This is a genomic window from Pseudomonas sp. 5Vm1k, from assembly GCF_056161485.1.
Window position 1 is genome coordinate 19,007 of the sequence record NZ_JBSPCZ010000033.1, and the last position, 26,334, is coordinate 45,340.

A 26,334-nucleotide genomic window follows, 5' to 3' on the forward strand; every position below is an offset into this window, starting at 1 on the left:
TCAGCGCCAACACATCTGGTATCCATTGGCGCGATAAACGAAATGGACTGGGCAGTTCCAGACAAAGGAAGGTGAGCAATGGCGATTCAGAGCGGCAGTGAGCGCGGTTCAGAGTGGCGGCAGTGGGATTTGCATATTCACACTCCAGCGTCATTCGAGTGGAGCGGGACGAAGTTTGATCGGAAGAACCTGGGTTCGCCTGCTAACAATGCCCTTGTGGATGAGATGATCAAGGCGCTGAATGAGGCGGAGCCCGATGTTTTTGCGCTGATGGATTATTGGACGTTTGACGGGTGGTTTGCGCTGAAACGCAGATTGAGTGAGCCGGACGCCCCGAAGTTGACGAAAACTGTCTTCCCTGGGATTGAGCTGAGGCTGGCTGCCCCTATGAAGGGGCGCCTTAACGCCCATGTTCTGTTCTCCAACGAGCTTGATGATCAGATCCTCAAAGATTTTTTATCCCACCTCCGACTAGCCGAAAACAGCAGGCCATTGTCAGATGGGGCTCTCACTGATTTTGCCAAGCAAGCCCCGGACGCACTCCTCAGGCATCACGGCTTCAAGCCTGAGCAGGTGGCAGCAGATGATGCGCAGGCCTACATAGCTGGCGCTAAAATCGCCGAGTTGACTTGTGACAGCTACAAAGAGGCGATAGCCAAAGTTCCTGATGAGCAAGCTATTGGCTTCATGCCATACGATACGAACGATGGCCTGAGCGATGTGAGATGGACAGATCACTACGCTTATTTCATTGGACTGGTGCGATGCTCTCCGATTTTCGAAAGTCGAAATCTAGATGTCCGTGCTGCTTTTGTCGGAGAAGAAACACCCGGTAATGCCAAGTTTTATGCTGGTATCAGAGAAGGATTGAAAGATGTCTCTCGCCTAGTGGTGGCCGGAAGTGATGCGCACTGCTTTGTTGGCATTCCTGGAAGCAATGATCGTCGTGGATACGGCGACTTTCCGTCAGACAAGAAAACTTGGATCAAGGCTGACCCCACATTCCGTGGGTTGCAGCAAGCAATACTAGAGCCCGCAAAGCGCTCATTCATAGGGATATCACCTCCCAAGCTAGATCATATCGCGGCCAACAAAACGTATTTCATCGACCATGTGATGATCAGCAAGGTGCAGGGATCTGCACTGGCCTCGCACTGGCTGGGCGATGTCCAGCTTCCGTTGAACTCCGATCTTGTCGCCATAATTGGCAACAAGGGGAGTGGCAAAAGCGCTCTGGCTGACGTCCTGGCTCTGTTGGGCCATTCGCGCCAGACCAATCACTTCTCCTTCCTTCGAAAGGAGCGGTTCCGGGGGAAGGCTGGAGAGCCTGCTCGACAGTTCGAGGGTTTCATCATCTGGCATGATGGAACCATTAACACCTGCAATCTCAACGCGGACCCGCCCGCCGAGATGGTTGAGATGGTGAGGTATATCCCTCAAGGACACTTCGAAGATCTCTGCAACGCACATGTTACTGGCCAATCTCACGCTTTTGAAAATGAGCTTAGGGCGGTCATTTTCTCACATACCGATGATGCAATCCGGTTAGGTGCACTGGATTTTGACCAGCTAATTGAGCAGCAGGAAAGCACGTACCGCCTTCAGCTGAACGAGTTCCGTAAGGATCTGAAACGGGTCAATCTTGAGATCGCTACCTACGAAAACCAACTCCATCCTTTAGTCAAGAAAAGCCTGACGGAACAACTGACCCTCAAGCGACGGCAGCTTGCGGAACACGAGGCTGTGAGGCCAGCGTCGATTGAAAAGCCTTCTGCTGAGCTGTCACCTGAGCAGAAAACGACGGCCGAGGCCCTTGAGGCAATCGCTGCAAATCTCAAACGCTTGGAAGATGAACACAACAAAGCTAATGAGAAGGCTTCACAGCTAGCGGCCAAGAGCAAGGCCGTCAAGGACGTGAGGGAGCAAGTCCGGTTGCTCCAGCGCACCTACGACCAGTTCGTGAACGACACCAGTAAAGATCTCAACCTATTGGGATTGGCTGTCACCGACGTGGCGAAAATCGACTTAAATCTTGGTACGTTGGGCCGGCTCGAAGAAGCGTTTCTAGCTGAGCAAACGACCATTGGCATTAGAGCCACCGCAGCGGAAGGTGAGCGCCAGGAACTCGTAGGGAAGCAAGTCGAAGCTAAAGCGAAGTTGGATCAACCTCAGCTGTTTTATCAGAATCATCTGCTCGCAGTCCAAGAGTGGCAGAGGAAGTATCTGGACCTTGTTGGTGCTGGTGACTCTCCAGAAACGGTGAAAGGACTGGAGGCTAGGATCGCTCAAATAGATGCTCTACCAGAGTTGTTGAAGGCGCATCGAAGCGTTCGACTGGCGTTGGCAGGGGAGGTCTACGACATCCTCGATGCTCAGCGACGAGCTAGGGAGGCACTGTTCAAGCCGGTTCAAGAACTAATTCAGGGGAACAGTCTGATTCGCGAGGAGTACAAGCTCCAATTCAAGGCGAAGCTCGGCGGCTCAATCGACGCTTTTGCCACCAGCCTCTTCACCCTGCTGAAGCAGAACGTCGGAGAGTTCCGAGGCGACGACGAGAGCCTCAACACAGTGCGCCGACTGGGCGAAGCTGCTGATTTCGACAATCGTGAAGAGGCTGTGGCTTTTGCCCAGGCGCTGCACGACAGGATCTCAGCTGCGGCCGCTACGATTGGCGACAAGGTTGAATACGGCATCGACTCAATGCTGCGTAAGGACAAGAGTGCGAATGAGGTTTATGACCTCCTGTTTGATCTTTCCTACCTGGAACCCCGGTATTCACTGACGTTCCAAGATGCTGAGATCGAGCAGCTCTCGCCCGGTCAACGGGGTGCTCTTCTCTTGATCTTCTATCTGCTGGTGGACAGGGGGCGCAACCCAATCATTCTGGATCAGCCGGAAGAAAACCTCGACAACGAAACTGTGGTGAGTCTTCTCGTGCCAGTGCTCACCGAGGCTAAGAAGCGTCGGCAGATCATCATGGTTACGCACAATCCGAACCTGGCGGTTGTCTGCGATGCGGAGCAAATCATCTGGTCTCATTTTGATCGAGCGAACAGCCAAAAAATCTCCTACACCGCAGGAGCCATCGAGAGCCCTGCTATCAACGGGCATGTGGTGAAGGTGCTTGAGGGGACGAAGCCTGCCTTCGATAACCGCAGGTTCAAATATCATTGATGAGTGCCCTGCTTGATTTATCAGTACCGATGCAAAACTGTGCCGGGTGTTTCCTTCGCTGGAATCAGCCGGGCGTTACTTCCGACTCAGCGAAGTAATGCTCGATGGCATGTTTTAATCGATGGCGGAGGCTCTAGCTGCGTTGCCCCTTTGAGGCTGTCATCTGAACCTCAGGCCATAGATTCGCAAACCTTGCTGGCGGGAGGCAAATTTGTAGCTGCTGGGTAGTCGCGAGTTTGGAGGCTAGACATTCACCAGCTCCACGCGTGCTACTGACAGGCTTTCTTGTGCCAAGGCTTCTTGAGTTAGCATTTGCCCTTTCGTATCGGCTGGAAGTCGGAAGGGACAATGCAGAGCCTTCCTTAGCGTTCGGGACACACAGAAACGCCCATTACGGACTCGGCCTTTGTAGGCAATGCAGGAGGTGGTGGAGGAGTGGCAGGGATTGCCAAGCGGCGCTTAGCATCTCGATCCAAGTTTATTTCTGAAAACTCAGAGCGTTTTAAGGTCAGTGAAGAATTTCAGCCCTCCAGTGTAACCGCGAAAAACATGGGCTTCGTCGACGTCAAATTGCCATCTGGAGATTTCGATGGGCGCATCAAGCTTGATGCTGTGGCTATTGGTGACAAGGGCGCTGACTTGAGCGTTGATAAGGATTTCGTTTATCTGACGATAAAGCTGCCAAGCGATGTCTCGGAAAAGCTAAAAGGCATAGGTGCTGAGAACATTTGAGGGGCAAGGATGCTAGACCGAATCTCACTGGATGACGATCAACTGGTGCTCAACGCTGAGGCGCTGGACGACGCAGAAATTAATGATTTTCTGACTCGACACGGTTGTGAAAACCCTCAAAGTCTGGAGCGTATTGGCAATCACATTTATCTTTTGTCGAGCGCTGCTTGGACTGACCGCTACATCCCTTTCTTCGCTGATGCCGAGGCTCTATGGCACGCGGTACGTACTAAGGCGACAAAGCCCGAACACCACTTCGTGATCGGGATGGATGCACAAGGGATGGCGTCATTCAACCTCCGGTTGAGTGTGTATTTCTCATTGCGTTCAATGCTCAAGTCCCTTTGTCATCACGAGGGTGATGAGACCCAGCCGATGAAATACGTGTTTTTCAGCTCAAAGGAATCGTTCCTCACGAAGCTGGAAGTCCGGTACGCAATGAGCTACAGCGAGCTGATGTCGATTGATGTCGACGAGGCTTGGGCTAAGCGCGCCGAGACGTTAGAGTCGGCTGTCGGCGAGGAAGATGATGTCCACTGCGATGAACGACGGCACGTCATGCGAGAAGCTTTGATCGACTTCTTCAAGGAAGAAGACAGCCGAAACATCAAATTCTTGATGTCCTCGCTAGGCAAGTTTTATCAAGGCTACACCGAGCGCTACAAGGTTTATGTAAGCAAGTTTTCGGTTAACAAAATCTTGGCTGGGATTGAGAGTGAACGCGTTGGATTTTTATGCAAGGTCCAAGACGCGATCATGGCTCAGCAGACTAAGGCATTTGCGATACCTGGAGGCGTGGTTGCCGTAGGCGCAATACTGAAGTCTACGACTTCAGGCTGGGACTTTTTTGTGGTGTTCGTTGGCCTGTTGATTTCGACATGGATGATCGCATCCCTCAACAGCAACGTTATTAGTCATATCGATTTGCTGGGCGAAGAGTTTGAGCAGTCAGTTTCCAAATACGATGACGTGGTCGTGGGCATTGACGAGATCAAGGAAGAGATAAATCGCTCCAGAACCAAGCTTTCAGGTTCATCATCTGTGGCGAAATCCAGATTGCGCACATTAACCCGAATATCTTGGTTGATTTTGGTGTTGGTGAGCCTCGTGCTAGTTGAACGCGCCATTTTGGTGTGATATTAGATCGCAGCACATATTTTGCTGGCCTCCTACAAAGGTGCTCTTAGCCGCGCTGTCCATGATGCAGAGGCGCAGATAAAGGATGCAGGTCTACGATATGGTTATTACGTAGCGCTGGACAGATAGTACAGTTTAAAACGTTAATTTAGCTTGTCAGGGAGAGCAGGCGTGGAATTTCAACAAGCAAAAAAGAAATCAACTGCCACAGTTTGTTATATCTTTGACCAATCAAAAATAAAAATAGGCGACATACTGCTCAGTACCAGCGATGCTTGGAGGAGTAATGTTATAAAGCGCGCAACAAATTCTAGCTTTAGCCATGCTGCTCTATTTGTACATCACGGAGGTGTTCTTATTGAGGCAGTTTCGATAGGCGTCAAGCTAACCTCGATTTTAGGTAGGGCGGTGAGAGACAAGCAAAGCATTAAAGTGCTTAGGCTTAGAGATGAGTCGAACAAAGCTAATATGAATGAGCTGGGCCAATACGCAAAATCGCATCTGTATAAAAAGTATTCATTAAAAGGTGCCTTACTATGTGCTTCACCATTTGATTCGTATGAGCTAGGAACGAATGAGTTATTCTGTTCTCAGTTGATCGCTGAAAGCTACGCGGTATTTGGATTTCCCCTCTTAGAAAAACCACCCCAAAAGGTTTCTCCTGGAGATATTATCGGCAGTAGTCTGTTGGTAGATGTTACTGACGAAGTAATGGTTGAGGTCGAGGGGCACGCTCTGTCCGGTTTAAGTTATATTGAGGATGGTTCTAGGAATGACTTGGGTGGCGAATTCAATAAATTGATCAACGATGTGGTAAGCGGTACATGCGAAGCGTGCTCTTTTATACAGTCGTATATGCCGAAATCTCTTGATCAAATCAGGTACATAATATTATTTGGTGGGCAGAAATTTTCTGCATTCCAGCTTTCAATGCTGGAGTCGGAATTAGACAGGAATTTGGCAAACAAACTGGATCTATTTCTTGATCGTCTTCGTGAAGTTTACAGTGAGTCATTTAACGATGTTAAGCGAGCGGAAGATTTAGTGAGGAGCGATATCGCTTCACGACAAGAATTGGACTTTTGTCGAAGAATGCTGATTGATGCAGCGGAAATGCATAAACATAGCATCGACCAACGAGTGCAAGATGTCGCTAAGTTTGAAGCTTGGAGAGACGAGTCAAAAGTTACGAAAAATATTTTAGCTCTTGGAAAAATTGACAGGTTTTATTCCGGGCTGCTTGAGTCTGAAAAACTACTACTTGAGTCATCTACTGCTGGGGCTCAACTTATTTCCGATTATCTGGAACAAAAATCGTCGGGGGCTTAAGAGGCGAATAGTTCGATTCTTCGTAAATTCTGCAATTGTTTTTTTAAATGAGACTGGCTGGCCCCAATCAGCGGAGCTGGTCTCAACATCAGATGTAAAGGCTATTGAGCGTAATATGAATATTACGAAAGTTGCCATCTGTTGTCATCGCCGATGAAACGATGATTGCCAGTCACGAGCGCCTCTTTGATCGAGATCAGGTCAGTTTTGACTGGCAGCATTACATCCCGCTCATCGAACGCAAAGCGCAAGGACGAAGATGGTATCGAGGACGATGAATCGTTTTGATCCACACCATAAACAGCCTGCCGCATGACTACATGCGGTAGGGCTTAATGCCTCTTCAACCGGAATACTGCTGCTAAGCTTATCCACAATTGCTGGTGCAAAAAATCAGCAATCCGCCCTGGGTCAATTTTCAATTGGCAGGGTCAGTTTTCAATCGGCGCCAACAGCCTAGAGTTTCTCCCGGCCACTCTCAGGTTCGGATTCATATGGCTGAAAATAGTAGATGCCCTTAGCTTGAAGCTGGCTAACGACATAACTTGGAATCTCTAAGCCCTTTAAAATGAACTCAGGAGCTTCACCCTCTACAGTGTGGTTATGCAGTTCATTATTATGATGCCGTACTGTTCTTGAAAATTCTAAAAAAGTCTCATCCGGCTTAAGAGATTTTGGATTTTCACATAAAATACAGAAAGCTTCGCTTAAATTCCAATGCCCGCTTAATTTATCCTTCGATGCCGGATCTTTGTGACGATGATAGAGATTGGTCAACAAAACTAGATCTACTCTGTCGTATGCAGATGTATCTGTATAAGATTCGAGCGTAAACAGTCCTTGGGGTCCATATAAGTATGATTTCCACTTTTGCATATCCATAGCATCATCGCACCCCACCACAAGTATATTCAGCTCATTATCGGGAGTTGTGGAGGCAAACTTTTCATGGGCGGAGATAAGGAAGTCCTTAAGGTTGTTATCCATGTGCCTTTGCCGGGATAAAACATGGCCATCGCTGGAGAACAGATTCTCTAGGTCTGCTACGAGATCATCGTAATCGTCAAGGCGACCTAGTGAGCCGATCTTGAAACCATCGCTATCATCAATAGCGTGCTTTTTAGAAAAGTCGGCACATTTCACCTCCACATTATATTTAAAATTCCCCACTCGGACAGAACAGTCTACATCTTTAGGAGGGTTCACCTTTTCTTCATAAAAAAATCCCCCCGGGAAGAACCTAGCAAAGTGAGCGCATACGGTTACCTCTACCGCCGCTTGTATATATGCCTTTTCACTAATATTATCTAACTTTAAACCTAGCTTGTTAAAGCAAAGCTCCTCTCTCTGTGCAATGCTCAGGTGCGGAGCCAGATCATTTACAGCTTTCACAAGCCCGCTTGCATATTCTTTCGTCGATACAAATTTATTGTTCAAATCAAACTGCAAAATCACTTCCTTACCATCCATCCCCACCCCCCGCCTTATAGTGAACCATCCAGAACTCAAGCTAGCACAACTAATATAATATGTGTGATCCGCATTAATAGAGCGTAAGGGGTGCAGAAAAACCCCACAATTACACTAGGTCTGCGTAAGGCTGCTTTTGGTCCAGGCTGTGTAAAAACGTTTTAGAGCAGGTTTGAAGGTCCGAATCGGAATGAAAACCGCGTTCCTACGCAATTTTCAGGACCACTGATCTGCCAATGACGGTCAGATTTTACGTGGCGACGCAGACTTCAAAACTGAGCATGCGTTTTTACACGGTCTGGGCCGAAAACTGCCTGTCAATGCGGTACTCAGACGTTTAAAGATAGGTCAGTCATCAGTGCGACGCCCACGACCTATAAACCCCGCTGGGGCCCATTCCCGCTAAGCTGGGTAGAGGGGGTGTTCCATTGCTCCCCCACCCGCTTACCTGCGATACACGCTGATAGAGGGAAAAGCTATCACTCCTCACTTGTAGGTAGATTGACCATCACACCGATTTTCAATCTCGTTCCGAACCCACCTACCAATTTCGCCCTCAGTTGGAAACACGAAACTCCTTGGACTCCCTGGTCCGCTATCTGGTCGACAAAGCTCGCAGCGGCATCCCTAGGCAGGTAGCCGACTTTAAAGCCGTCTATGAAAACTGCGCATGCATTGGAGTCATAAGGGTTGTTGGGCTCAGTCACAATGAACGCCTCAAAATCGTTGTCTTCTGCCATGCATCTGGAATTTCGAATTTTTCGAAGAGCTGTTTGAAAATGCGACTCCCCCACAATATCGAACCCGATATTTTTGGTGCCCCTGATGTTTCCCGTCAGTGGTGGAAGGTCCAACTTTTCTGGGCAAGGAAGTCTCTTACGGCGAAGGGTTTTCTGTTTGACCTCAATGTCCAGGTTAGTTGGCTCAACATTTCGACGGAGAAGATATGCACTACGTTCTTCTGCGGATAGCAAACGACGTTCACCGTTCGTAAGTGACGATACAAACCCGTCAACCTCCATGGTCTCGATGAAGCGAGCTGCTCGCGTATACCCAATTTTGAGGTGGCGCTGAACTTCGCTGATTGAAGCCCGCTTGGACTTCAGAACGAAGCTGATCGCCTGGATATACAGAGGGTCTTCGATATCGCTATGAGGTCCAACGAGAGCGTCAGATTGCATTGGCAGGTCGTTGTGAGGCGCCGCAGGTTGATTTATGTCATTGGTGCGTGTGAACTGAAAAAACCTATCAAACCAAGACATTTCGTTCCTTCCTCAATATGGGAATAACGGCCCAACGATTGAACGCATCCGCTACGTGCCACATTTCGTTTGGGTCATATTGGCAAAGCTGGTGGCGACGTGTAGCTAAACGTTCAGGAGGAACCTCCGACTCGCGTCATCGTGTTACTTCTCACCCGACCAATACCAGAGCGTATCGCCCCAAGCTGAGCCGCTGAAACTCGGCAAGATCTCGCCCTGATTGAAATAACGCCGGGAGTCGGATTGAGCAGGACTGAACCAATAACCCGCCACGCTGCATGGCTTACCGGCTTCAAGGCGTCCGGGAGTTCTTGATTGAATATCTTCCTGGTCGAAGCGAGCGTACCAGCGGGCGGTACTATCCTCTTCAAAGCAGTTACCGTAAGGCGAGCAGGTGTGCAGTTGATCTGGATTGGGGATACGCAACGGTTTTACGACTCGATTGACCGCAACATATGCAGGGGGAAGCTGTTCGTTTTCTGCGCCCAACTGAGGGAGGTCACCCGCACGGATGATCAGTCCATTGTCGTAACTCAATATTTCTATATCGCCACGACCGCTAAAAGCATGACGTAGCAGGTCTTCGCCCCCTAGACGTTCCACAAACGGCTTCCCAAGAATGGTGTACCAGTTCACACCCTTAATGTGATCAAGCAGTTCTCGCTTAAAGTTATGTACCATGGAGTCCACTTCAAGGCCAGAGAACTGCTGCGCCAACTGAAATTCCATTGGCATGTAACTATCAAAGTCATAAGGCAAAACGCTTGAAAGGCCGCCATAACCATGCTCCGCCTTCACCTGATTACAAAGATAAACCAGCCAGTTTTGATATCTAGCAGCGCCGTCAGCGTCCTGCAAAAAAGCCCAAGGCAATGTGATCTTCAGATACGAGCGTTTCTGGTCGCCATGGACTTCAAAAGAATTCAATGCCGAAAGGCTGTATTCAGCGGCCTCACTTGCGGTCGGAGCACTGCTGATATGCCATTCATATTGTTCGTTCGAATCAGTTCCAAGAATCTTCAGAGTCGTTTTTTTGAAACTGTCATCGGTCAGTTTTTTATAACGGTCATCAAATTGACCTTTTAGATGTTGACCGAACTCTTCCTTGAAACGGTCGAAGCACTCCATGACTTTTTTCTTGCTCTCAAGTAAATAACCTTCTTTAAAATACACTGTAACGATCAGCCCTAGCCTCACAACTGGTGTGTTATCCGGCAACTCAAAGACCAAATCTGGGGCTTGCTTAGTCAATTTTTCTAATGCATTCATAATCGTCTCTCCTATCCGGCAGCAACTGCTGAATTAATCGCTACACCACTCAAAATGCTGGCTAACAAGAGCCACGAAACCTGAGCCAGGCGCACAATAACCATCAGACCGGCAAGGAGGGTTGCTGGAATACCCATTGCTACAACGACTGCTCCAATGGCAAATACGATTACCACTTCTACAGCTAAAATTCCCAAGTCGATCAAAATTTGTACCCAATCGACTCGCCGAAGCATTTCGAGGTTAATGTCTGTAAAGTGTTGGAGTTTGCGGGTCTTGGTCTCTCATCTCCTATAGCACACGATGGACTTTTTCGAGACAGCACACGAGCAATACTTCCGACTGAACGCGGCGCGAGCGTACGCACATCCAATCTAAAAAACAGGCTGCCATTGAGCCTTCTGGATTATTGGCAGCACCGTGTTTAGCAAGTGAGATTACTCTCTACCGTCCCGTTCTCCGGACCAGTACCACAGCGTGGCCCCCCAACTGGAACCACTAAAGCTGGGCATAAGCTCGCCCTGTTTGAAGTAACGGCGAGAATTCGCCTGCGCTGGACTGAACCAGTAACCCGCCTTACTGCAAGGTTGGCCTGCTTCAATGCGAGAGGGAGAAGTCGATCCCGTGTCTTCCTGGTCAAATCGTGCATACCACCGAGCAGTACTGTCTTTCTCGAAGCAATTGCCATACGGCGAGTAGCTATGGAGTCGATCTGGATTCGGGATACGTACCGGTCTCACGACCTTATTGACTGCGATATAGGCGGCTGGAGGGCCATCATCCAAAGCACCAAGCTCTGGATATTCGCCGGCACGAATGATCAGCCCGTTATTGAAGGTAAGTATTTTAATATCACCACGACCGCTAAGGGCTTGACGCACAGTTGCTTCACCGCCAAGACGCTCAAGACAGCTTTCACTCAGAATGGTGTACCAGTTTACGCCTTTGATGTAACCCAACAATTCCCGTGAGGACGAGTGAGGCATTGAGTCCACTTCTAGGCCTGAGTACTGTTGAGCCAACTCGTACTCTGTCGGCATATAGCTGTGATAGTCGTAAGGTAGAACGCTGGACAATCCGCTATATCCGTGCTCGGCTCCAACCTGATTACATAGATACATCACCCAAGCCTGATAGCGATTGGGTCCATCGGACTCTTTTAGGAATGACCAAGGCAATACTAACTTTATATATGAACGCTTTTTATCCCCGTGCGCCTCAAGGGAGTTCAGCATTGACAGGCTATAGTCATCAGCTTCTGTGGGTTTTGTCGAACTGCCCAAAAACCAGCTAAACTCGTCATTTGAACCAGTTTCCAGTATTTGTTCACGCACCTTACTAAAGTTGGCGTCGGTCAGCTTCCTTTGCCGACGATAAACCATGCCTTTCAGAACCGGTTTAAACTCCTCGTAAAAACGAGTGAAGCACTCATCTATCTTGCGCTTTGTCTCCTGGGTATATCCTTGCTTAAAGTAAAGTGTGGTTATCAACCCTAGTCTCACCACAGGTGTACCATCTGGCAATTCAAAAGACAAGTCAGGAGCGCGATTTTCTAGGTTTTTTAATGATTTATTCACATTGGTTCTCAATCAAAAATTTAGTGCTTGGCGTGGAACTGGACTGGTAGCAAGTTTTGCTAGTATTGCTGCCAGAACAACCCAGGATTGCGTGGCTATTTCAATTATCGCCAACAACCCTGTTAGAAGAGCAGCCGGTATCGCAGCGGCGACTATCAACTCACCAATGACAATGATCACTACCGCCGTAGCAACTACTTTGCCAATATTCATTAGTAGTTGCACCCAATTAACTTCACGCAGAGCCTCTAGCGTCAAATCGGTGTAACGCTGAACCTCCTGCCAAATGGCGCGGAGTTGATCGTCGGTCCAGCGTAATATTTTCCCACCGGTTTCGCTGATCCACTCCCAAGCTTTTTGTGATTCTCGACGTACCCACTCACCTTTAGTGCTAAGCCACGTTTGGGCGTCTTGCAAATGCTGCTGAAATTCTTGCGATAGTTGCTGGATGCCTTTAGCACCTTCTTCTAACAGGCTGTCTACTGCTGATTGCACTTGCTGGGTCCAGTTTTCAACATGCGCTGGCACTGGCGTTGGTTCTGGACCGTATACAGGGACGGGGACTGGAGCAGGTCTTGGCAGGTTGTCCCTTGGCGGTACCAATGAGGGCCATTGCAATGGATTGAAGTAGCCGGTCGGTTTGTGTTCTTTGTTGTACTCTTCGTCCCGCTCACGATCATCTTTATCCCGGCAGTCGTTGATCTCTAATACAGAAAAATGATCTTGATCGCCGGCTATGTCCAAATAAGCTCGCTCCTGTTCAGGCAGAAGTTTATCTCCTGGAAACTTCACTTCAACTAACCGTTCCAGGTTATTAGGGTGCATAACTCCTTCGTGATCAGGTCCCGCCTGACCGGGCCAGCGGATCGCTCGATTTTTTACAATAATGACGTCTGGTCGGCGTAATAGTCCCTTCGTATGCCCCTCTGGAAAGAAGGTCAACGTATGACGCCGATCTGGATCGGGTGTTTGACCTGGAAGTGACAGAGAGGTGCTGAGAAACGGTTTTGGTGGCAGGTAAGTCATATCGAAGCTGACCTCGGCCTTGTAGTTCCAACGGAAATCCCAGCGATATTCGTCAGCACGGATCAAACCGCTCATGACGAGTTGTTTCAGCTCCACTCCCGTAATTCCGCCACCGGGGAGTAGCTTGATCGACAACCGAGGAAAACGAGCAGCGTAATTCGCTTTCTCCATCAAATAAGGTTTGTTGGTAGGGTTGGGTAATTCAGCCCTTGTTTCTGTACCCTCGATACTCGTAGTCGTAGTCGTACATTTTTGCGGTGTTTGCGGTTGTACAACGGCCATGTTATGCGCCCTCCGAATTGGCATTTCGATAGTCCAGATTCATTTCCCTGGGCGCACTCTCACCGGCCCTAATCAATGGTTCCATCGGTTCAGGTTTACGATTAGGTGTCATCAGATCGACTTCTGCTGGGTCACTGCTGTGTACCAAGAAAGTCTTACCTTCTTCGTTCGTATAGCCCGGCAAACAGCTCCCATCGGCACGCTTAAGGGTGTATGGCATGCCGACTAAGGGCTCGCCGGTTTTGTCATCCAGCAAGACGTATCGGGCCTTGTGGCTGCGTGGTGCCCCTTGCAAGAGTTGACCGGCCTTGTCCTTGTCGGCAGCTCCCGGAAGCAACGGCCCCAGTATCTTGAGCCCTGAACCGGAACCTGGCCCTCCACCAGAATTGACCTTGACGTTCGCCCCGCTGATGGTCACGCCACCTGCATCAACCTTGACGAAGCTCCCCCCTGCTTTCGCGGTCAACTCCATGCCACCTTCCACTACGACCTTTTCACCAGCGTGATAGTGAATCTCCTGACCTGCTTCGATGAACTGACCAGTACCGACTTTGACGTGTTGGGTCTGACCGACAGTCAGGTGATCATCGGCACGGGCTTCGGTTTTGCGGTCGGCGTGGGTGATGCGGTGTTCCTCAACTTTGAATTCGCTGAGAGTGTTGGCTTCGACCGTATCGTGACGTTCGTTGCCCACGCGAATTTTCTGGTCATGCTCGATGTTTTCGTCCCAATCACGCTGGGCATGCAGGAATATCTGTTCCTGACCTTTTTTGTCTTCGATGCGGAGTTCATTGAAACCCTTGCCACCCGGTGAGCTGAGTGTCTTGAAGACACTGCGGGTTTTATTTGCGGGAAGCTCGTAGGGAACAACGTTCTCTTTGTGAAACAGGCAGCCTGTAACGAGTGGCTGGTCAGGGTCGCCTTCAAGAAACGTCACCAGTACTTCCATACCGATGCGAGGGATCGCAATACCGCCATACGTGGCACCCGCCCAGCCGCTGGCCACTCGCAACCAACAACTGGTGTTGTCGTCGGACTGACCTAAACGGTCCCAACGAAATTGCACCTTGATTCGACCGTATTGGTCGCAGTGGATTTCTTCACCTTTAGGACCCGTGACAATGGCGGTCTGACTGCCCATGACTTTAGGTTTGGGGTGATCAAGCGGCGGTCGATAATGGGCATCCCACGGGGTGGCAAGGAAGCGGTTACGGTAGCCCTGGTGGAAGTCGTCCTTGTTGTCCGTAACGTCACTGGTGATCAACTCACCGAGGACTTGCGGCTGCTTGCCTTCATGGATCACTTCCAGCAGTAACCAGAGGTCGTTCCACTCATTACGGGGATGATCATTCAGGGGTAGAAAGTGCCCGGTAGTCAGCGAAGGTTGATCACCTTTACCTTCGGCCAATTGGTAGTCGCTGCGATGTCGTTCAAGTGCACGGGTAGCCAATTGCTTGCCGCGTGCGCGTTCAGTGAAACGACCTGGGTAGTCATAGTCCTCCAAGTCAGGCACAAAATTGCTTGTGGCGTTACCTTCAGGCAGTAGGCGTGGCTTTTCAAAGTCATAGTCGCGACGACTGACGCGAGTGGTGCGAGTTTCTAAGCGCAGGTTGAAACCGTTGATCACCGGTCTCTCTGCGGCCATTCCCGAGTCTTGCTGGTAGGCCACGGGCGTCAGCTTGCGAAACACCGTTTGGTCATCCCCGAACACCAGCTTGTGCCCTTGGGGGCTGTGTTGGAAGTGGAAGTGAATACCTTCCTCTTCGCATAGACGCTGGATGAAATGCAGATCGGATTCGTCGTACTGAGTGCAGTAGATACGTTCGGGATAGGTTGCGCCGAGTTGAAAGCTGTAGGCATCCGAAAGGATGCCGCGCGCTTCGAGTACCTGCGCAATAATTTTTGGCACGCTCAGGTGTTGGAAAATTCGTTGATCGCAAGTGTGGCGAAGGTAACTCAGTTGAGGCGTTAAACTGATGCTGTAGCGCGTCATGCGCTTGCCCGAGTCGCCTTGGGCAGCACGGTATACCACTCCATGAACCATGCCTTTTCCGGTACTGCCAAAGGTCAGGTAGGCCGTTTTGTGCAGTAGCTCTTCAAGCTTGAGGTCTGGTCGGGTGCTGACCAATTCAATGTCAAAACAGTACGGTTGGTTGAGGGCTTCGCGGCCTACAAAACTGAGTACCTGAAGGTCAGTGGTGGCACCTTCGAGGGTAAGGGAAATATGCGTAGCATTAGCGTCCAGCATGCCTTGAATCCCATCCATGAATATTCAGAGGGCAATGGTGCAGGATTACGCATACCGCTTCAAGGCTGGCACATCATTTGGATAAGGCCCCAGAGGACCTTAACTGAGCAAAGGTAAAGGTCTGTATAGATGAATTAGCTTCAAGGTGGCTACGGTCACAAATGGAAGATTTCATCGTCCATCTTGAATCCAATAGGACGGATGATTTCATCGACTGTTCCTGCTACACGCTCTTCTTGCCTGAATTCTTGAATGGTGAAGCTAAGTGCAACTGCGAGTCTCATCGCATGTTCGTTGAGCGTAACTGGGTCGAGTGGCCATATCTGTAGCCGAATGATAGTACTATCTCGTCTGTCAAAAATGCACCAATGAGAGACTTGATGCGAAACCTGTGTATACGGTGCTCATATGGTCATTTTGAGCCCTAGTATCGCAGTGTTGTACACTTCAACCCGAGCCTCCTCTGGCTCGTACTGCTCGTGTGAATCGGATCGAGAGTGCTTGAACCACAACTACCATTGTCACGCTCTCAGAAGTATGGGATCCCGAAGCTATTTCTTCTTAAATGCATAGCAGCAGGGGCGCAGGCCTCATTGAAAGCTACGGTCATCTTGACACCAATTCTCATAGCGGCAGCTGAAATTACGTTGCGAGGTGGTGATATTGAATTGCTGTCAAATCCGACAGTCAAAGAATATGGTTGGCTAACTCCAGGAGTGACAGCGGTGCTGCTCTTGAGCTTTTTGTTCGCGCCATTATTTACCAAGCGCCACAGTTGGAAAACCGCCAAATCTTGCTGATAGGTGTTGGCCGTACCACACGGGTTGATAAGCCACCGATGAGCGACGAAATGCACTGAACAGAGCTTGTACGCTTAGTCATCTGAGGCTGGGGCATCGGAAAGAATGAGGCGTCGGCTACGGCCAAACTGGGACGCGATTTTGCTAAAAGCCTGTTGAAACCGCTCTTCAGCCGCATTTCTCTCATCCGGAGATGCTGCTCGCCAGCGAGCCATCCATGCGTTTCTGCTCTCGCTAGCCTCAGCTTGTTTCTGAGCCTTCAACTGGACCAGCTCCTCGAAGCTCGGCTTTAGCCCAGATCCCTCCGTTACGACGTTATCCGTACTGTCAGTCATAGCCTTGGCCCTCCGCTTACCCTGATCGAGATTCTAGCCAAAATCGCGCTCAGAAGTGGTACTCAAGCAACGGCCAGATGCCCGCAATAGCGCTCAATCCTGGCACGCGCCTTGAGCGGAGCTATGGAGCGTGGTGGTTGAGGGGAAGGCAGTGCTGTGAGGCTGCGGTACGAGGAGCATTCAGGCTCGTAGGGCCGTTACGCAACGCGCTTGGTGTCATCTAACGCGGCTTGGAGCGCTTGAAGGCCATCTTCTTCAGTAAGACCAGCAGCTTCTGCTGTTGTGAGAGCCATCAATATCGCTGGGCTCACATTCAGCACGCTTGATAGCTCACAGAACATCGCAATCGTCGGCGATGCCTTTCCTTTTTCGAGCATTCGGACATACCTGTCTGTGGCTGCCGGATGGAAATCTTCCTGAGTCAAACCGTTCCGCATACGTAGGCGTGCGAAAACACGTCCAAATGCTAGGTTGAGTTCCATTTTTAGGCCCAAAACGGGCATTGGAACGCTTGCAGATTAATCCAAACAGGAAGCATACTTCCGGTTGTGCGATTTGTTCTTCGGCAGTCAGCTTGGACGATTCTTAAGCCGTCCCTGATTCCGAGGGCTGGTTGCTAGCTGGCGGCAAGCGTTCTAGCAACGCCGTCGATAATCCTGCATTGCGGAATGCACGCGTTTGATGCCAAAAAACATCACCAAGGACTGCTGTTATATGAAGAGAAATAGAGTGCAGGCGTGACGAATGGGATGAAGGGTTTCTTGAGTATTATTAGGGCTTTCTAAGTGCTGGATTCAACGCTGACGAAGCGATGGCTATCACTCTATTAATGGAAAAAGGATTGTTGTATGAACGGAAAGATGAGCATTTCATCGAAATGCTTGGTGGTAAGTGCGCTCGTTGGATTGTGTAGTACATTTCTAGTCGGATGCTCGGATAGCGGAGCAGATGCGAAAAAAGTAGAAAAGAAAGTTGAAGTACAGCAACCACTTAAGCAAACGGAACAGAGTGATGCTGAGAAGAGATTTGCAGCACGTAATCAGCCACGGACTGTAGAGTTGCCCGCTGTAGAGTTGGGTGACCTTTCGAAGTACCAAGATATGTTGAATCCAATGACTGCTTTGCGGATTTACACTGCGCAGCATGCTTGGGATGAGACGCAGGATGACGTGGTCGAATCCGTGAAAAATGCGATTTTGGTGCGTGATGAAAACCCCGACCTCTACAAATTTAGTTATGACATTCTTACCACGAAAGACACATTCAAGAAAAAGGACTTGAGCGATAAAATTTTCACCATTGTAAAGGACGAGGCTAGTAAGTCCGGATCGAATAGGCTGGTAAAGGCTATAATCCCTGATCACTTGGCTGCCTATGACTTTGCATCTAAGGGATTTAAAGTATCCGGCTGCATGTTTTCCGATAAATTGGAATACAGTGCAGAAGAAATGCGAAACCAAGAGAGCTTCAAACGTGCTGCTCCGACGCGCTGCTACTACAACCCTGGGCCAAAAGACTACCTTATCGGTCTCACTGGCGGTTCGAGTGTCTTTTTTGATGTCCCCGACGAAACTCAGGCTCGGAAGATCGAGGCTGCACGTCCTACGTCAAATGTTGTGGTCTACGGTTACGTAAAAAATATACAGCGTGAAATTATTACCGACCGTTTTGGCCCCAAACACTACGTCTTGGTAGCACCGCAACGAGTTGACGTGGTGGACACTGCGAGTGGTACGGTTTTACTTTCCAAGACTCTCTGAATTCACTCTAGTCGCCGAGAGGCGTCGCTGACGCCTCTCGCTTGAGCAACAGGAAACTACCATGATTTATCGGTTGGCGCTCGCAGCGGGCATTGCCGCGCTCAGTGGATGTGCTGCGTTGCATTCAACAAATGAATGCGAGGAAAATTTCAGTTCAGAAGGCAGCATTGTTACTGGTAAGAAATTTTCGACGACTTCGATGCTGCCTAGCATTTCCCCTGATTTGGCATTTAAGCGGCTGTCAGCAGTAATGCTAGAAGAGGGGTTTCACATTGAGTCATCTGATCCACGTAGAGGCCTCATCTCTGCATACCAGGATGTCAACTACAGCAGTAAACGGGCGCCGTTAAATGCCATTGTTGAGGCTGCATCCTCCGGCGCGAAGGTTATGCTGGTCTTTGTGGTAGCAGCAGGAATTTACGCCCCGGATATCGGTGCACGTGGTGAGTTTTGCAAGATTATTAATGCGGTTAATGCGAACTAAATTAGTGGTTGTTGCTGAGCGCATATTTTCTATCTGTATAGTTTAAAAGCTGAGGAATCAGATGGCTAAGCTTGAATTGCTTGAAGGCATTGTGTCGCACGTTAGTCGTGGCACTTCTGTTCACGGGAATATTCAAACATCAGCGGTAACTGGCAATACGAGTGGGTCAATTTCGTCCGGAAATAATTATTCGTTTAGAGTAAATGGGCGCCCAATTGAGTTTGAGTTGAAAGATGCTGTTAGCCTAGCAGAGGGAGATAATGTACGAGTTGCGGGAGTGATAAAGAAAGGTCACTTGACCTGTTATGCTTTTAAAAATTTAGATACTCAGGCTGAGCATGACTGCTACTCGTTTTGGAATACGGTGGCTGCTTGGTTGCTTACGCTATTTGGTGTTTTAACGCTTTTTATATTGCTCGGCATCCCGATTGTAATTGGTGGAATTATAATGATCATTATTCAGCGGAGAGTGAAAAAATGCATCCAGCTGGTCGCGGAGGGCGAGGTATTGGCTGCTACTACCGGTCAATAGATTTAAATATGCAATAAACTGCCAGACTGTAGCCTTCGGGAATCCCCGAAGGCGGCTTTTACATCTAGAAACGCACGATTGCTGTTCTGTTTGATGACTCAGTTGTAGTCCTGTTTACGTAGAAACGTCCCAAAACGCTGTTTTCATCGTTCGATCTTATTTACCAATCTGGAAAAACTGATTTTTTCAACAGAATCGGCCAATTGCTGTCAGCCTCTGCTGGGCGAAGCAAACGAACAATGCTTGGGTAAGGACTGCCTGGCTCTACCATTGGGGCGTCCGGTGCGGCTGCTTTGGCTTGCGGTACGCCGATTTAGCAAAGAGCTAGGGAGGGGCGTCATCGGACCGCAAGGTTCATTGATATAGCCTCTGTGACGCTCTGTAGCGTCATTTAAGCAATCTTGCGATGAGCTTGATGGCAGTTGGAGGGTTTTTAGTTTGCGATGCCGTCAGGGGCTTTGAAGGGGCTTAGATCCAAGAGCTAAAACTCTAAGCAATCCGCCCTGATTGTTTATTCATTAGAATCGGCCAATTGCTGTCAGCCTCTGCTGGGCGAAGCAGACGAACAATGCGTGGGTAAGGACTGTCCGTCTCTACCATTGGGGCGTCCGGTGCGGCTGCTTTGGCTTGCGGTACGCCGATTTAGCAAAGAGCTAGGAAGGGGCGTCATCGGACCGCAAGGTTAATTGATATAGTCTCTGTGGCGCTCTGTAGCGTCATTTAAGCGATTTTGCGGTGAGATTGGTTACAGTGGCATGGTTTTTAGTTTGCGATGCCGTCAGGGGCTTGGAAGTGGCCTAGATCCAAGAGCTAGAACTCTAAGCTCTGCCCTAATTGCTTATTCATTTGTTACGCGCGCACGTATTAAAAATTTTTAATATAGCTATTTAACCTCTTACTTCGTAAGAGGATATATCCAGTTATAGATATATATAGTGTCAGTAAGGTAAGTGTTATTTTTCAGATCTTTAGGCTTTTGGAAACAATAAAATTATTGTATTGGCACAAAAAATGCTTGTCAAGATAAATTTGCATATTTATAAAATTATGCTAAGAAACTGAGATAGTTAATACTTATTCTCATCTGCGCGGTTGATGCCTTTTCGCGAACAAGACCAAAAAGGACATACCTGTCTTGGTATTTCAGTGCTGCGGGCGAAGCATCCCTGGATTAATTCGCCACGGCTGTGGCGGTTAAGGGCGGGGTAATAAGCGGGCGCAGTCACCAAAGGGTCAGTGAGTTGTGTTGGCGATCTCTTGAGCAGAGTAAGTATCCCAGATGCCGGGAAATGCACTTGCGTGTTCGTCGGTGCGGCTCGGGCTGAAGTTGTAAACGACCGCTGGCGGGTCATAGGGCTGGCCGGTGCATAAGTCCAAACATGGGCGCGATGCGTTTTCTTCGCGCCAGGCATCAGCATTTACGCAGGAGTTTCGTCAGCACGTCCTCGCGCAGTGCGTCCACCAACGGCTAACTGCGCGCCGCAGTAGCCAGCCCACTTCGCCCGGGTCGAGGAGGCTCTAGGCAGTCCGGCTCGGCCGAAGCCTTTTTCCTGTCGATACAGCGGCGGATGGTCGGCGAACTTGGTCGCTATGATGTGAGCCAGTAAGCCCGACGTCGGGATGCCTAAACGTGCAAAGGCATGTGCCGTATAACTGTAGCTTTAAGTGTTGTTCTTCTTGCTCTGTGCAGTCACAACAAAAAAAACCGAATCCATACTCACCGGCGCAGTGATTCCTTTTCGGTCAATGAGTCCTCGGCTGCTTTTTCTTGAGCCCTCGGGCAGTCCGGTTCAGATAAAAAACGTCCCCGACGAGGACCACGACTGTGTAGAGCTAATACCTAAGCCTGCTTGGGCTCGCAGAAAGGTTCGTTGGTGACTTTGCTTTACTCAAGCGAGATCGCGTCGTAGGCGAGCATTGGCGAGCTGTGAACCACAGCTCAAGCCCTCCCTTGGTCGGTCAGGTCAATTGTAGCTAGAGGCTCGATTTACCTGCTGGGCGTCTCGTGGGGATTTGCACAAACTTACTCACCTGCTTGCATTCAACTTGATCAGCCATTTGTATCGGATTTGCTCATCGTGTTTCGTGGCCATCACCGGCATAGAGCGATCAATTGTAGTCCGTCGTGAAAGGCAGGAACTGGCTGAAAAGGGCCTAAGAAATGCAGATGCCAAATTCGCGGTGTCACTGCACAATTGATTGGTTACTTGACGTATGGTTGTGATCAGGACCGGCAGATCGACATAGGGAAAAAATAAATTTTATCAGCGCTTGTGGCAAAGAAATCGTTTCGCTTACCCGACCGTATCCGAAAGTGGCCATTAGCTTTTATCCTGTTGGAAAACGGTGTCGAAAATAGGACACCATGCCAGAAAAGCCAAGGCTAATCTCCTGACGGATTTGCCGGGGGCTGAGAGCGCTGCCAGAAAACGGTCGTTTATTGGCGGGTGGGTGGTCAATACAAGAGGGAGTTTTGTAATGATTAGGTCAGCATTCGATAGCCTTGAAATACCACATATGCTCGTTGTTGAGTTTATGGCTACGTTTTCACGCTTTGAGTACGTATTGAAGGAGAGAGATTATCTCCGTGAAAAAAGTGAGTTTGCGCAAGCAGCGTGGAGAAGGTTTGCGACGGATGCAGCCGAAGAAATTGATTTAGCTGGTGATCAGCAATTCGCTAGCGCCATAAGTTTTCTAATTGAAGACCCGCCTATAATTCAGATTTCCGCCAAGGAATGGGTTGATCGTCCGTTGCAGGGTGCCTCTGAATTAGAGCGGGCGGTTGAAAGTGTATGTCGTGTTAGAAATAATCTTTTTCATGGAGGGAAATATGTGCCTCACTCTCCTGCTGGCCGAGATGAGATGTTAGTCAGTAGTTCTTTAGTTGTTCTTCTTGGGTGTGTTCGTCGGTTTCGAGATTTTCGAGAGGTATTTTGACGTCGTGCAGCCTTAGACGTGCGATTTTAAAATATTCAAAACTATGATGTTATTGCCGCAGATGGAGATGCAAGCATGACGATTATTGAGGATGGTATCCCTTTATCTGAAGAGATTAATAAACAGTCCAAGCAGGTAAAGCCGAAATTAACAAAGGACGAGAAAATAGAAAAAGAAAAGGCGGAGCTGTTGGCGTCCCTCGCTGCTTCCGATTTCTCCTCCATGAAAGCCCGCGTTGCTTCGATTCTCAATCTCTACCCACAGGCAAGAAATAGCGATATTACGCTGTCGTTAAAATATTGGGCCTCCTTCCAGCCTGATATCTATAACGAAGCTGGAATACTGCCAAAGGATCTTTTTCGCCTTGAAAGGCTTCATTATCTGGTTCGGGCAAGAGCGAAGATCCAGAATGAATACGGCCTGTTTCAAGCGGAGTCTGATATTAAAAGAAGTCGACGTAAGAATGAGGAGAAGATGGAGTATGCGGTTTTGCAAGATGCAGAGCCGAGGAAGGTTGTTCAAATATACTCAGATGAAACCGGTAAAACTCATAAATTTGTGATTGTGGCATCTGTTTGGGTTCTCACAGGGCGAGCGGTGTTTTCTGTGTCAAAAGCAATAAAGGATTGGCAGGGTGGTTCTCTCTGGAAGGATAGAGAGGTGCACTTTACAAAGTTTGGAAGAAAAGATTTAGATACGTTAAAAGAGTATTTGAACGTCATTCTTTCGAATCGAGAGTTTTTGGGGTTTAAGGTAATAGCTGTTGAGCGTTCTAGAACAAGTCGCCCGATTGAAGAGGTGGTTCAGAAACTGCATGAGCACATGTTGATGACAGGTGCTGCTCATGAAATAGAAAATGGCAGGATTGACCTTCCTAGAGATATCGAGGTCACTATTGATGAGGAGCAATCTCTAGATTCATTTGTTATTTCTGAACTAAAAAGAAGGGTTGAAAGCGCCTATGAGGCCGGTTACGGCGGCAAACTAAAACTCGTGAGTTTGCAGACAACATCCTCTAGGGTTAGTCCTCTCGTGCAGCTTTCTGATTTGGTTGCAGGTGCTGTAGGGCGATACTTAAATCATGACGGTGAAAGAAATTTCAAGGACGAAATGGCAGAGCTAGTAGTCCAAATGCTTGATTTGTCACTAACAGAGTCTGGCGTTCCAGGGTTAGATGCGTCTGCGCTTTTTAATGTTTAAATAAAACTTAATAATGATGCGGAAAAGGTACGTGCATCAGATGGCTATACGGACTATGGCTGGTAGCGGTATAAATTTAAAAGGTGATCCCAGTGAAGCAGTGTGCGCTTTGTGATGTAAAGATCGAGGAGTCTAATGACTCAAGGGAACATATTATTCCTAATAGCATTGGAGGTAGGCGGAAGGTAAGGGGCTTTATATGTATTTCATGTAATAGCAAGTCCGGAGATGAATGGGATGCTGAGCTTGGTAGGCAGTTGAATCCACTAAGCTTGATATTTTTTATTAAAAAAGATCGGGGTGGGCCTCCTCCTTCACAGACATTTGATACTACAACCGGTGAGAGGCTCACTCTGCATCATCAGGGCGGTATGTCTCCATCTAAACCTGAGTTCAAAGAGGAGGTTTTGATTGATAAGACTTCCATTAGTATCATTGCAAGGGATATTGATGAAGCGAAAAGAATGTTAAAGGGTGTAAAGAGAAAGCATCCTTCAGCAAACACAAACCAGATTTTGAACGATGCGGCGGTAGAGTCTCGATACCTAGATGGTATGCTGAAAATGAATCTAGAGTTCGGTGGTCCTAGGGCAGGAAAATCATTAGTCAAAACGGTCCTTGCACTAGCTTCATATTCCGGGATTGTTCCTGGCACGTGCGAACACGCAATGTCTTACTTGAGGAATGATGGTGAACCTTGTTTTGGTTACTACTATGAACGGGATTTGGTGATTGGGAGGCCTTCAAATGTGCCTTTGCACTGCGTGGCGATATCGGGAGATCCCGAAACAGGATTGCTGTTAGGTTATCTTGAGTATTACGGAGTGAGAAGGGTAGTAGCTTGTCTTTCGGAAAAATATTCTGGTGCGAAAATTTCAACCAATTACTCAATCGATCCCACAACCGGCGCAGAACAGGAAGTCAGTGTCGAAATCTCGCTAACCATCGAGGACATTGCAGCCGCTTATAACTATGAGAAATGTGATTCCGATACGGTTGTAAATTGCTTTCATCAGGTTATGCCTCGGGCTATCGAAGCATCACATGAAAGAGAACGAGATCGTGTGATATCACATGCTGTAGAATTTGCGTTCAAAAACTGCGGTGCGGAAGAGGGCCAAGTTTTGACAGAAGAGCATTTGCGAGTGTTGTCAGGTAAGCTTGCAGAGAAAATGACTCCATATATTCTGAGTCAAATTAAAAAGGATAAGTGATCGTTTTTTCGGATTGCGGTGGATATTTTCCATTTGTATTTCTTGTTTGTTGAGCAGTCAGCAAGAACGATGGGGCCGTCGAAAGTGTTTCGCCGTAAGCATCTAGTCCCAATGGTTGGTAGTCGGGGCTCGCCGAATCTCCTTTTAATGTAAAGGGGGTTCAGCGAGCTTAGGCCAGCCGATTGAAGGAGCTTTTTACCAGCTAGGAGCGCGGCCTCCTTCTGTGCAGTGCTTGTTTTATCGCCACTATACCCTCAGCGATTTTGAAGGGTTGGACGTGTGAATTTCTATTTGACCCAATTGAACGCGATAGCGAGCCGGGATGGTGATGCGAAGGACATAGATTCCGCTCGAACGGCGGTAGAGGTTGTTGCGTTGCGTCACGTTGTAGGAGCCCTTTGTAGGAGGACTACGTGACTATCTCGCTTTCTGCTCGATGGATTTCAGAAAAATCAATGAGTTAGGAGAGAAGTGGAGCGGGTGAAGGGAGTCGAACCCTCGTTATCAGCTTGGGAAGCTGATAACTGAGGATGTCGACCATTGAGCCCGTGCGATTTGGCAGCTAGTGACGGTTCAGTGGGTGCCAGCGTGACGTACGCAAGGTGAGTTTGCGGAGCGCACATAGTTGACCTGCTTCGCGTTAACACCCTATGCTTCCTTTCGCACCCCATCTGCTTGTGGGTTGGCTAAAGCGGTGCGCTACATAAAGTATTAATGCTCGCCTATAGGCGCTCCTTTGACGGCTGACAGTACGTGTAATAACCCAACGAGTTTCTTGGAACATGCTGTCAGCTATGAAATGAAGGAAGCGTATTCATGTCTAAATTCAACACCCCGAATATCTTCGACCAGGCGGTCGAATACCTACGTGCGCATTACGAGGCTCTCGGGATCGTCATCGGCTCTGCCCACGCGCACGCCGTTGTGGCTCATTACCTTGGGTATAACAGCAAAGTGGCGCTCAAGAGCGATCCGGATTTCGATCCATTCGACCCTGAGTTGGTTATCAACTATGAAGAAGGTGGCGACGTCCGCAAAATGCGTGAGCACATCGTCCGCATGCAACCCAATCCACTACAAAGAGTTGACGTCCTTACCTTGGCCGACGTTATCGAAGCCGCGCTCACGCCACCGTGTGAATGCTGCAACAAAAAGTGGATCGATGTCCGCTACGTTGGCTCGCAATGGGAGCAGCCAGAAGGCTGGGTATGCTTAGGTTGTGCTCAGCACGAGCCAGAGTACGATTTCTGTATTTACTGCGGTGATGGCCGTCCACATCGCGCTGATAAGATCAATCGCCAAGGGGAATGCGAGGAACACGCCGGTGAATCGGAGATGGACGATCAAGAGCGTGAAGATAAGGAAAGCTATTTGGAATATCTCCAGAATCACTAACCGGTAGCGCCTTACCAGAATCCTAGCTGACATTCGCCAGCTAGGATTCTAGTGTGCTGTTCTCTAAATAATTTACCCATTAGCCTATGAGCCCATTGCCTCACGGGCGCGCTGGATTTTGTTCAAGATATCTTCGCCTTTGGCGTTCCAGACATAGCGAGTCGGTTGCGC

At 48.8% G+C, this 26,334-nt stretch carries 20 protein-coding genes and 1 pseudogene; 11 read left to right on the forward strand and 10 right to left on the reverse strand.

Annotation, left to right across the window (positions count from 1 at the left end; genetic code table 11):
* Window positions 1-78 precede the first annotated feature (78 nt).
* From ACWIKB_RS32720 to ACWIKB_RS32735, 4 genes are all read left to right on the forward strand, one after another.
* The gene (locus ACWIKB_RS32720) at window positions 79-3,174 is read left to right on the forward strand and encodes a TrlF family AAA-like ATPase (protein WP_475271550.1); all 3,096 of its coding nucleotides are present in this window, start codon (window positions 79-81) and stop codon (window positions 3,172-3,174) included.
* 435 nt (window positions 3,175-3,609) lie between these two features.
* Window positions 3,610-3,906, forward strand: a complete 297-nt coding sequence (locus ACWIKB_RS32725) for a hypothetical protein (protein WP_475271551.1) — start codon at window positions 3,610-3,612, stop codon at window positions 3,904-3,906.
* Between the two features lie 9 nt (window positions 3,907-3,915).
* The gene (locus tag ACWIKB_RS32730) at window positions 3,916-5,043 is read left to right on the forward strand and encodes a hypothetical protein (protein WP_475271552.1); all 1,128 of its coding nucleotides are present in this window, start codon (window positions 3,916-3,918) and stop codon (window positions 5,041-5,043) included.
* Window positions 5,044-5,214: 171 nt separating this feature from the next.
* Window positions 5,215-6,372: a YiiX/YebB-like N1pC/P60 family cysteine hydrolase gene (locus ACWIKB_RS32735; RefSeq protein WP_475271553.1), complete on the forward strand. Its 1,158-nt coding sequence runs from the start codon at window positions 5,215-5,217 to the stop codon at window positions 6,370-6,372.
* Window positions 6,373-6,828: 456 nt separating this feature from the next.
* Here ACWIKB_RS32735 and ACWIKB_RS32740 read toward each other — a convergent pair whose 3' ends face one another.
* The 9 genes from ACWIKB_RS32740 to ACWIKB_RS32780 form a co-directional block, all read right to left on the reverse strand.
* Window positions 6,829-7,842, reverse strand: coding sequence for a hypothetical protein (locus ACWIKB_RS32740; protein ID WP_475271554.1), 1,014 nt, complete (start codon window positions 7,840-7,842; stop codon window positions 6,829-6,831).
* A gap of 479 nt (window positions 7,843-8,321) precedes the next feature.
* The gene (locus tag ACWIKB_RS32745) at window positions 8,322-9,104 is read right to left on the reverse strand and encodes a DNA translocase FtsK (RefSeq protein ID WP_475271555.1); all 783 of its coding nucleotides are present in this window, start codon (window positions 9,102-9,104) and stop codon (window positions 8,322-8,324) included.
* A gap of 144 nt (window positions 9,105-9,248) precedes the next feature.
* A complete protein-coding gene (locus ACWIKB_RS32750; RefSeq protein WP_475271556.1) occupies window positions 9,249-10,373 on the reverse strand; it encodes a type VI immunity family protein in 1,125 nt (374 codons plus the stop codon).
* Window positions 10,374-10,384: 11 nt separating this feature from the next.
* Complete coding sequence (locus ACWIKB_RS32755) at window positions 10,385-10,579, reverse strand: hypothetical protein (protein ID WP_475271557.1); 195 nt, start codon at window positions 10,577-10,579, stop codon at window positions 10,385-10,387.
* A gap of 231 nt (window positions 10,580-10,810) precedes the next feature.
* Window positions 10,811-11,950, reverse strand: coding sequence for a DUF3396 domain-containing protein (locus ACWIKB_RS32760; RefSeq protein WP_475271558.1), 1,140 nt, complete (start codon window positions 11,948-11,950; stop codon window positions 10,811-10,813).
* 12 nt (window positions 11,951-11,962) lie between these two features.
* Window positions 11,963-13,258, reverse strand: coding sequence for a VRR-NUC domain-containing protein (locus tag ACWIKB_RS32765; RefSeq protein ID WP_475271559.1), 1,296 nt, complete (start codon window positions 13,256-13,258; stop codon window positions 11,963-11,965).
* A 1-nt stretch (window position 13,259) separates the two neighbouring features.
* Window positions 13,260-15,506: a type VI secretion system Vgr family protein gene (locus ACWIKB_RS32770; RefSeq protein WP_475271560.1), complete on the reverse strand. Its 2,247-nt coding sequence runs from the start codon at window positions 15,504-15,506 to the stop codon at window positions 13,260-13,262.
* Window positions 15,507-15,661: 155 nt separating this feature from the next.
* On the reverse strand, window positions 15,662-15,790 hold the full coding sequence (locus ACWIKB_RS32775; protein WP_475271561.1) for a hypothetical protein: 129 nt from the start codon (window positions 15,788-15,790) through the stop codon (window positions 15,662-15,664).
* A 1,048-nt stretch (window positions 15,791-16,838) separates the two neighbouring features.
* On the reverse strand, window positions 16,839-17,144 hold the full coding sequence (locus ACWIKB_RS32780) for a helix-turn-helix domain-containing protein (RefSeq protein WP_475271562.1): 306 nt from the start codon (window positions 17,142-17,144) through the stop codon (window positions 16,839-16,841).
* Between the two features lie 345 nt (window positions 17,145-17,489).
* Between ACWIKB_RS32780 and ACWIKB_RS32785 the strand changes: the two genes are divergently transcribed.
* The 3 genes from ACWIKB_RS32785 to ACWIKB_RS32795 all read left to right on the forward strand — a co-directional run bounded on the left by ACWIKB_RS32785 (window position 17,490) and on the right by ACWIKB_RS32795 (window position 19,417).
* A complete protein-coding gene (locus ACWIKB_RS32785; RefSeq protein ID WP_475271563.1) occupies window positions 17,490-18,401 on the forward strand; it encodes a hypothetical protein in 912 nt (303 codons plus the stop codon).
* Window positions 18,402-18,462: 61 nt separating this feature from the next.
* Window positions 18,463-18,885, forward strand: a complete 423-nt coding sequence (locus tag ACWIKB_RS32790) for a hypothetical protein (protein WP_475271564.1) — start codon at window positions 18,463-18,465, stop codon at window positions 18,883-18,885.
* A 61-nt stretch (window positions 18,886-18,946) separates the two neighbouring features.
* Window positions 18,947-19,417, forward strand: a complete 471-nt coding sequence (locus ACWIKB_RS32795; protein WP_475271565.1) for a hypothetical protein — start codon at window positions 18,947-18,949, stop codon at window positions 19,415-19,417.
* A 1,272-nt stretch (window positions 19,418-20,689) separates the two neighbouring features.
* Here the strand turns inward: ACWIKB_RS32795 and ACWIKB_RS32800 are convergent.
* A pseudogene (locus ACWIKB_RS32800) lies at window positions 20,690-21,042 on the reverse strand (IS66 family transposase); the annotation flags it as partial.
* A gap of 853 nt (window positions 21,043-21,895) precedes the next feature.
* Between ACWIKB_RS32800 and ACWIKB_RS32805 the strand changes: the two are divergent.
* From ACWIKB_RS32805 to ACWIKB_RS32820, 4 genes are all read left to right on the forward strand, one after another.
* Complete coding sequence (locus ACWIKB_RS32805; RefSeq protein WP_475271566.1) at window positions 21,896-22,354, forward strand: hypothetical protein; 459 nt, start codon at window positions 21,896-21,898, stop codon at window positions 22,352-22,354.
* A gap of 75 nt (window positions 22,355-22,429) precedes the next feature.
* Window positions 22,430-23,554: a DUF3800 domain-containing protein gene (locus ACWIKB_RS32810; RefSeq protein WP_475271567.1), complete on the forward strand. Its 1,125-nt coding sequence runs from the start codon at window positions 22,430-22,432 to the stop codon at window positions 23,552-23,554.
* 92 nt (window positions 23,555-23,646) lie between these two features.
* A complete protein-coding gene (locus ACWIKB_RS32815; RefSeq protein ID WP_475271568.1) occupies window positions 23,647-24,768 on the forward strand; it encodes an HNH endonuclease in 1,122 nt (373 codons plus the stop codon).
* Window positions 24,769-25,584: 816 nt separating this feature from the next.
* Complete coding sequence (locus ACWIKB_RS32820; protein WP_475271569.1) at window positions 25,585-26,163, forward strand: hypothetical protein; 579 nt, start codon at window positions 25,585-25,587, stop codon at window positions 26,161-26,163.
* Window positions 26,164-26,334 lie beyond the last annotated feature (171 nt).

Coding starts and splice junctions, on each gene's coding strand:
- ACWIKB_RS32750 (WP_475271556.1), bottom strand. CDS start 10,373: ATGAATGCATTAGAAAAATTGACTAAGCAAGCCCCAGATTTGGTCTTT.
- ACWIKB_RS32730 (WP_475271552.1), top strand. CDS start 3,916: ATGCTAGACCGAATCTCACTGGATGACGATCAACTGGTGCTCAACGCT.
- ACWIKB_RS32810 (WP_475271567.1), top strand. CDS start 22,430: ATGACGATTATTGAGGATGGTATCCCTTTATCTGAAGAGATTAATAAA.
- ACWIKB_RS32765 (WP_475271559.1), bottom strand. CDS start 13,258: ATGGCCGTTGTACAACCGCAAACACCGCAAAAATGTACGACTACGACT.
- ACWIKB_RS32785 (WP_475271563.1), top strand. CDS start 17,490: ATGAACGGAAAGATGAGCATTTCATCGAAATGCTTGGTGGTAAGTGCG.
- ACWIKB_RS32820 (WP_475271569.1), top strand. CDS start 25,585: ATGTCTAAATTCAACACCCCGAATATCTTCGACCAGGCGGTCGAATAC.
- ACWIKB_RS32795 (WP_475271565.1), top strand. CDS start 18,947: ATGGCTAAGCTTGAATTGCTTGAAGGCATTGTGTCGCACGTTAGTCGT.
- ACWIKB_RS32780 (WP_475271562.1), bottom strand. CDS start 17,144: ATGCCCGTTTTGGGCCTAAAAATGGAACTCAACCTAGCATTTGGACGT.
- ACWIKB_RS32745 (WP_475271555.1), bottom strand. CDS start 9,104: ATGTCTTGGTTTGATAGGTTTTTTCAGTTCACACGCACCAATGACATA.
- ACWIKB_RS32720 (WP_475271550.1), top strand. CDS start 79: ATGGCGATTCAGAGCGGCAGTGAGCGCGGTTCAGAGTGGCGGCAGTGG.
- ACWIKB_RS32805 (WP_475271566.1), top strand. CDS start 21,896: ATGATTAGGTCAGCATTCGATAGCCTTGAAATACCACATATGCTCGTT.
- ACWIKB_RS32770 (WP_475271560.1), bottom strand. CDS start 15,506: ATGCTGGACGCTAATGCTACGCATATTTCCCTTACCCTCGAAGGTGCC.
- ACWIKB_RS32740 (WP_475271554.1), bottom strand. CDS start 7,842: ATGGATGGTAAGGAAGTGATTTTGCAGTTTGATTTGAACAATAAATTT.
- ACWIKB_RS32775 (WP_475271561.1), bottom strand. CDS start 15,790: ATGAGACTCGCAGTTGCACTTAGCTTCACCATTCAAGAATTCAGGCAA.
- ACWIKB_RS32790 (WP_475271564.1), top strand. CDS start 18,463: ATGATTTATCGGTTGGCGCTCGCAGCGGGCATTGCCGCGCTCAGTGGA.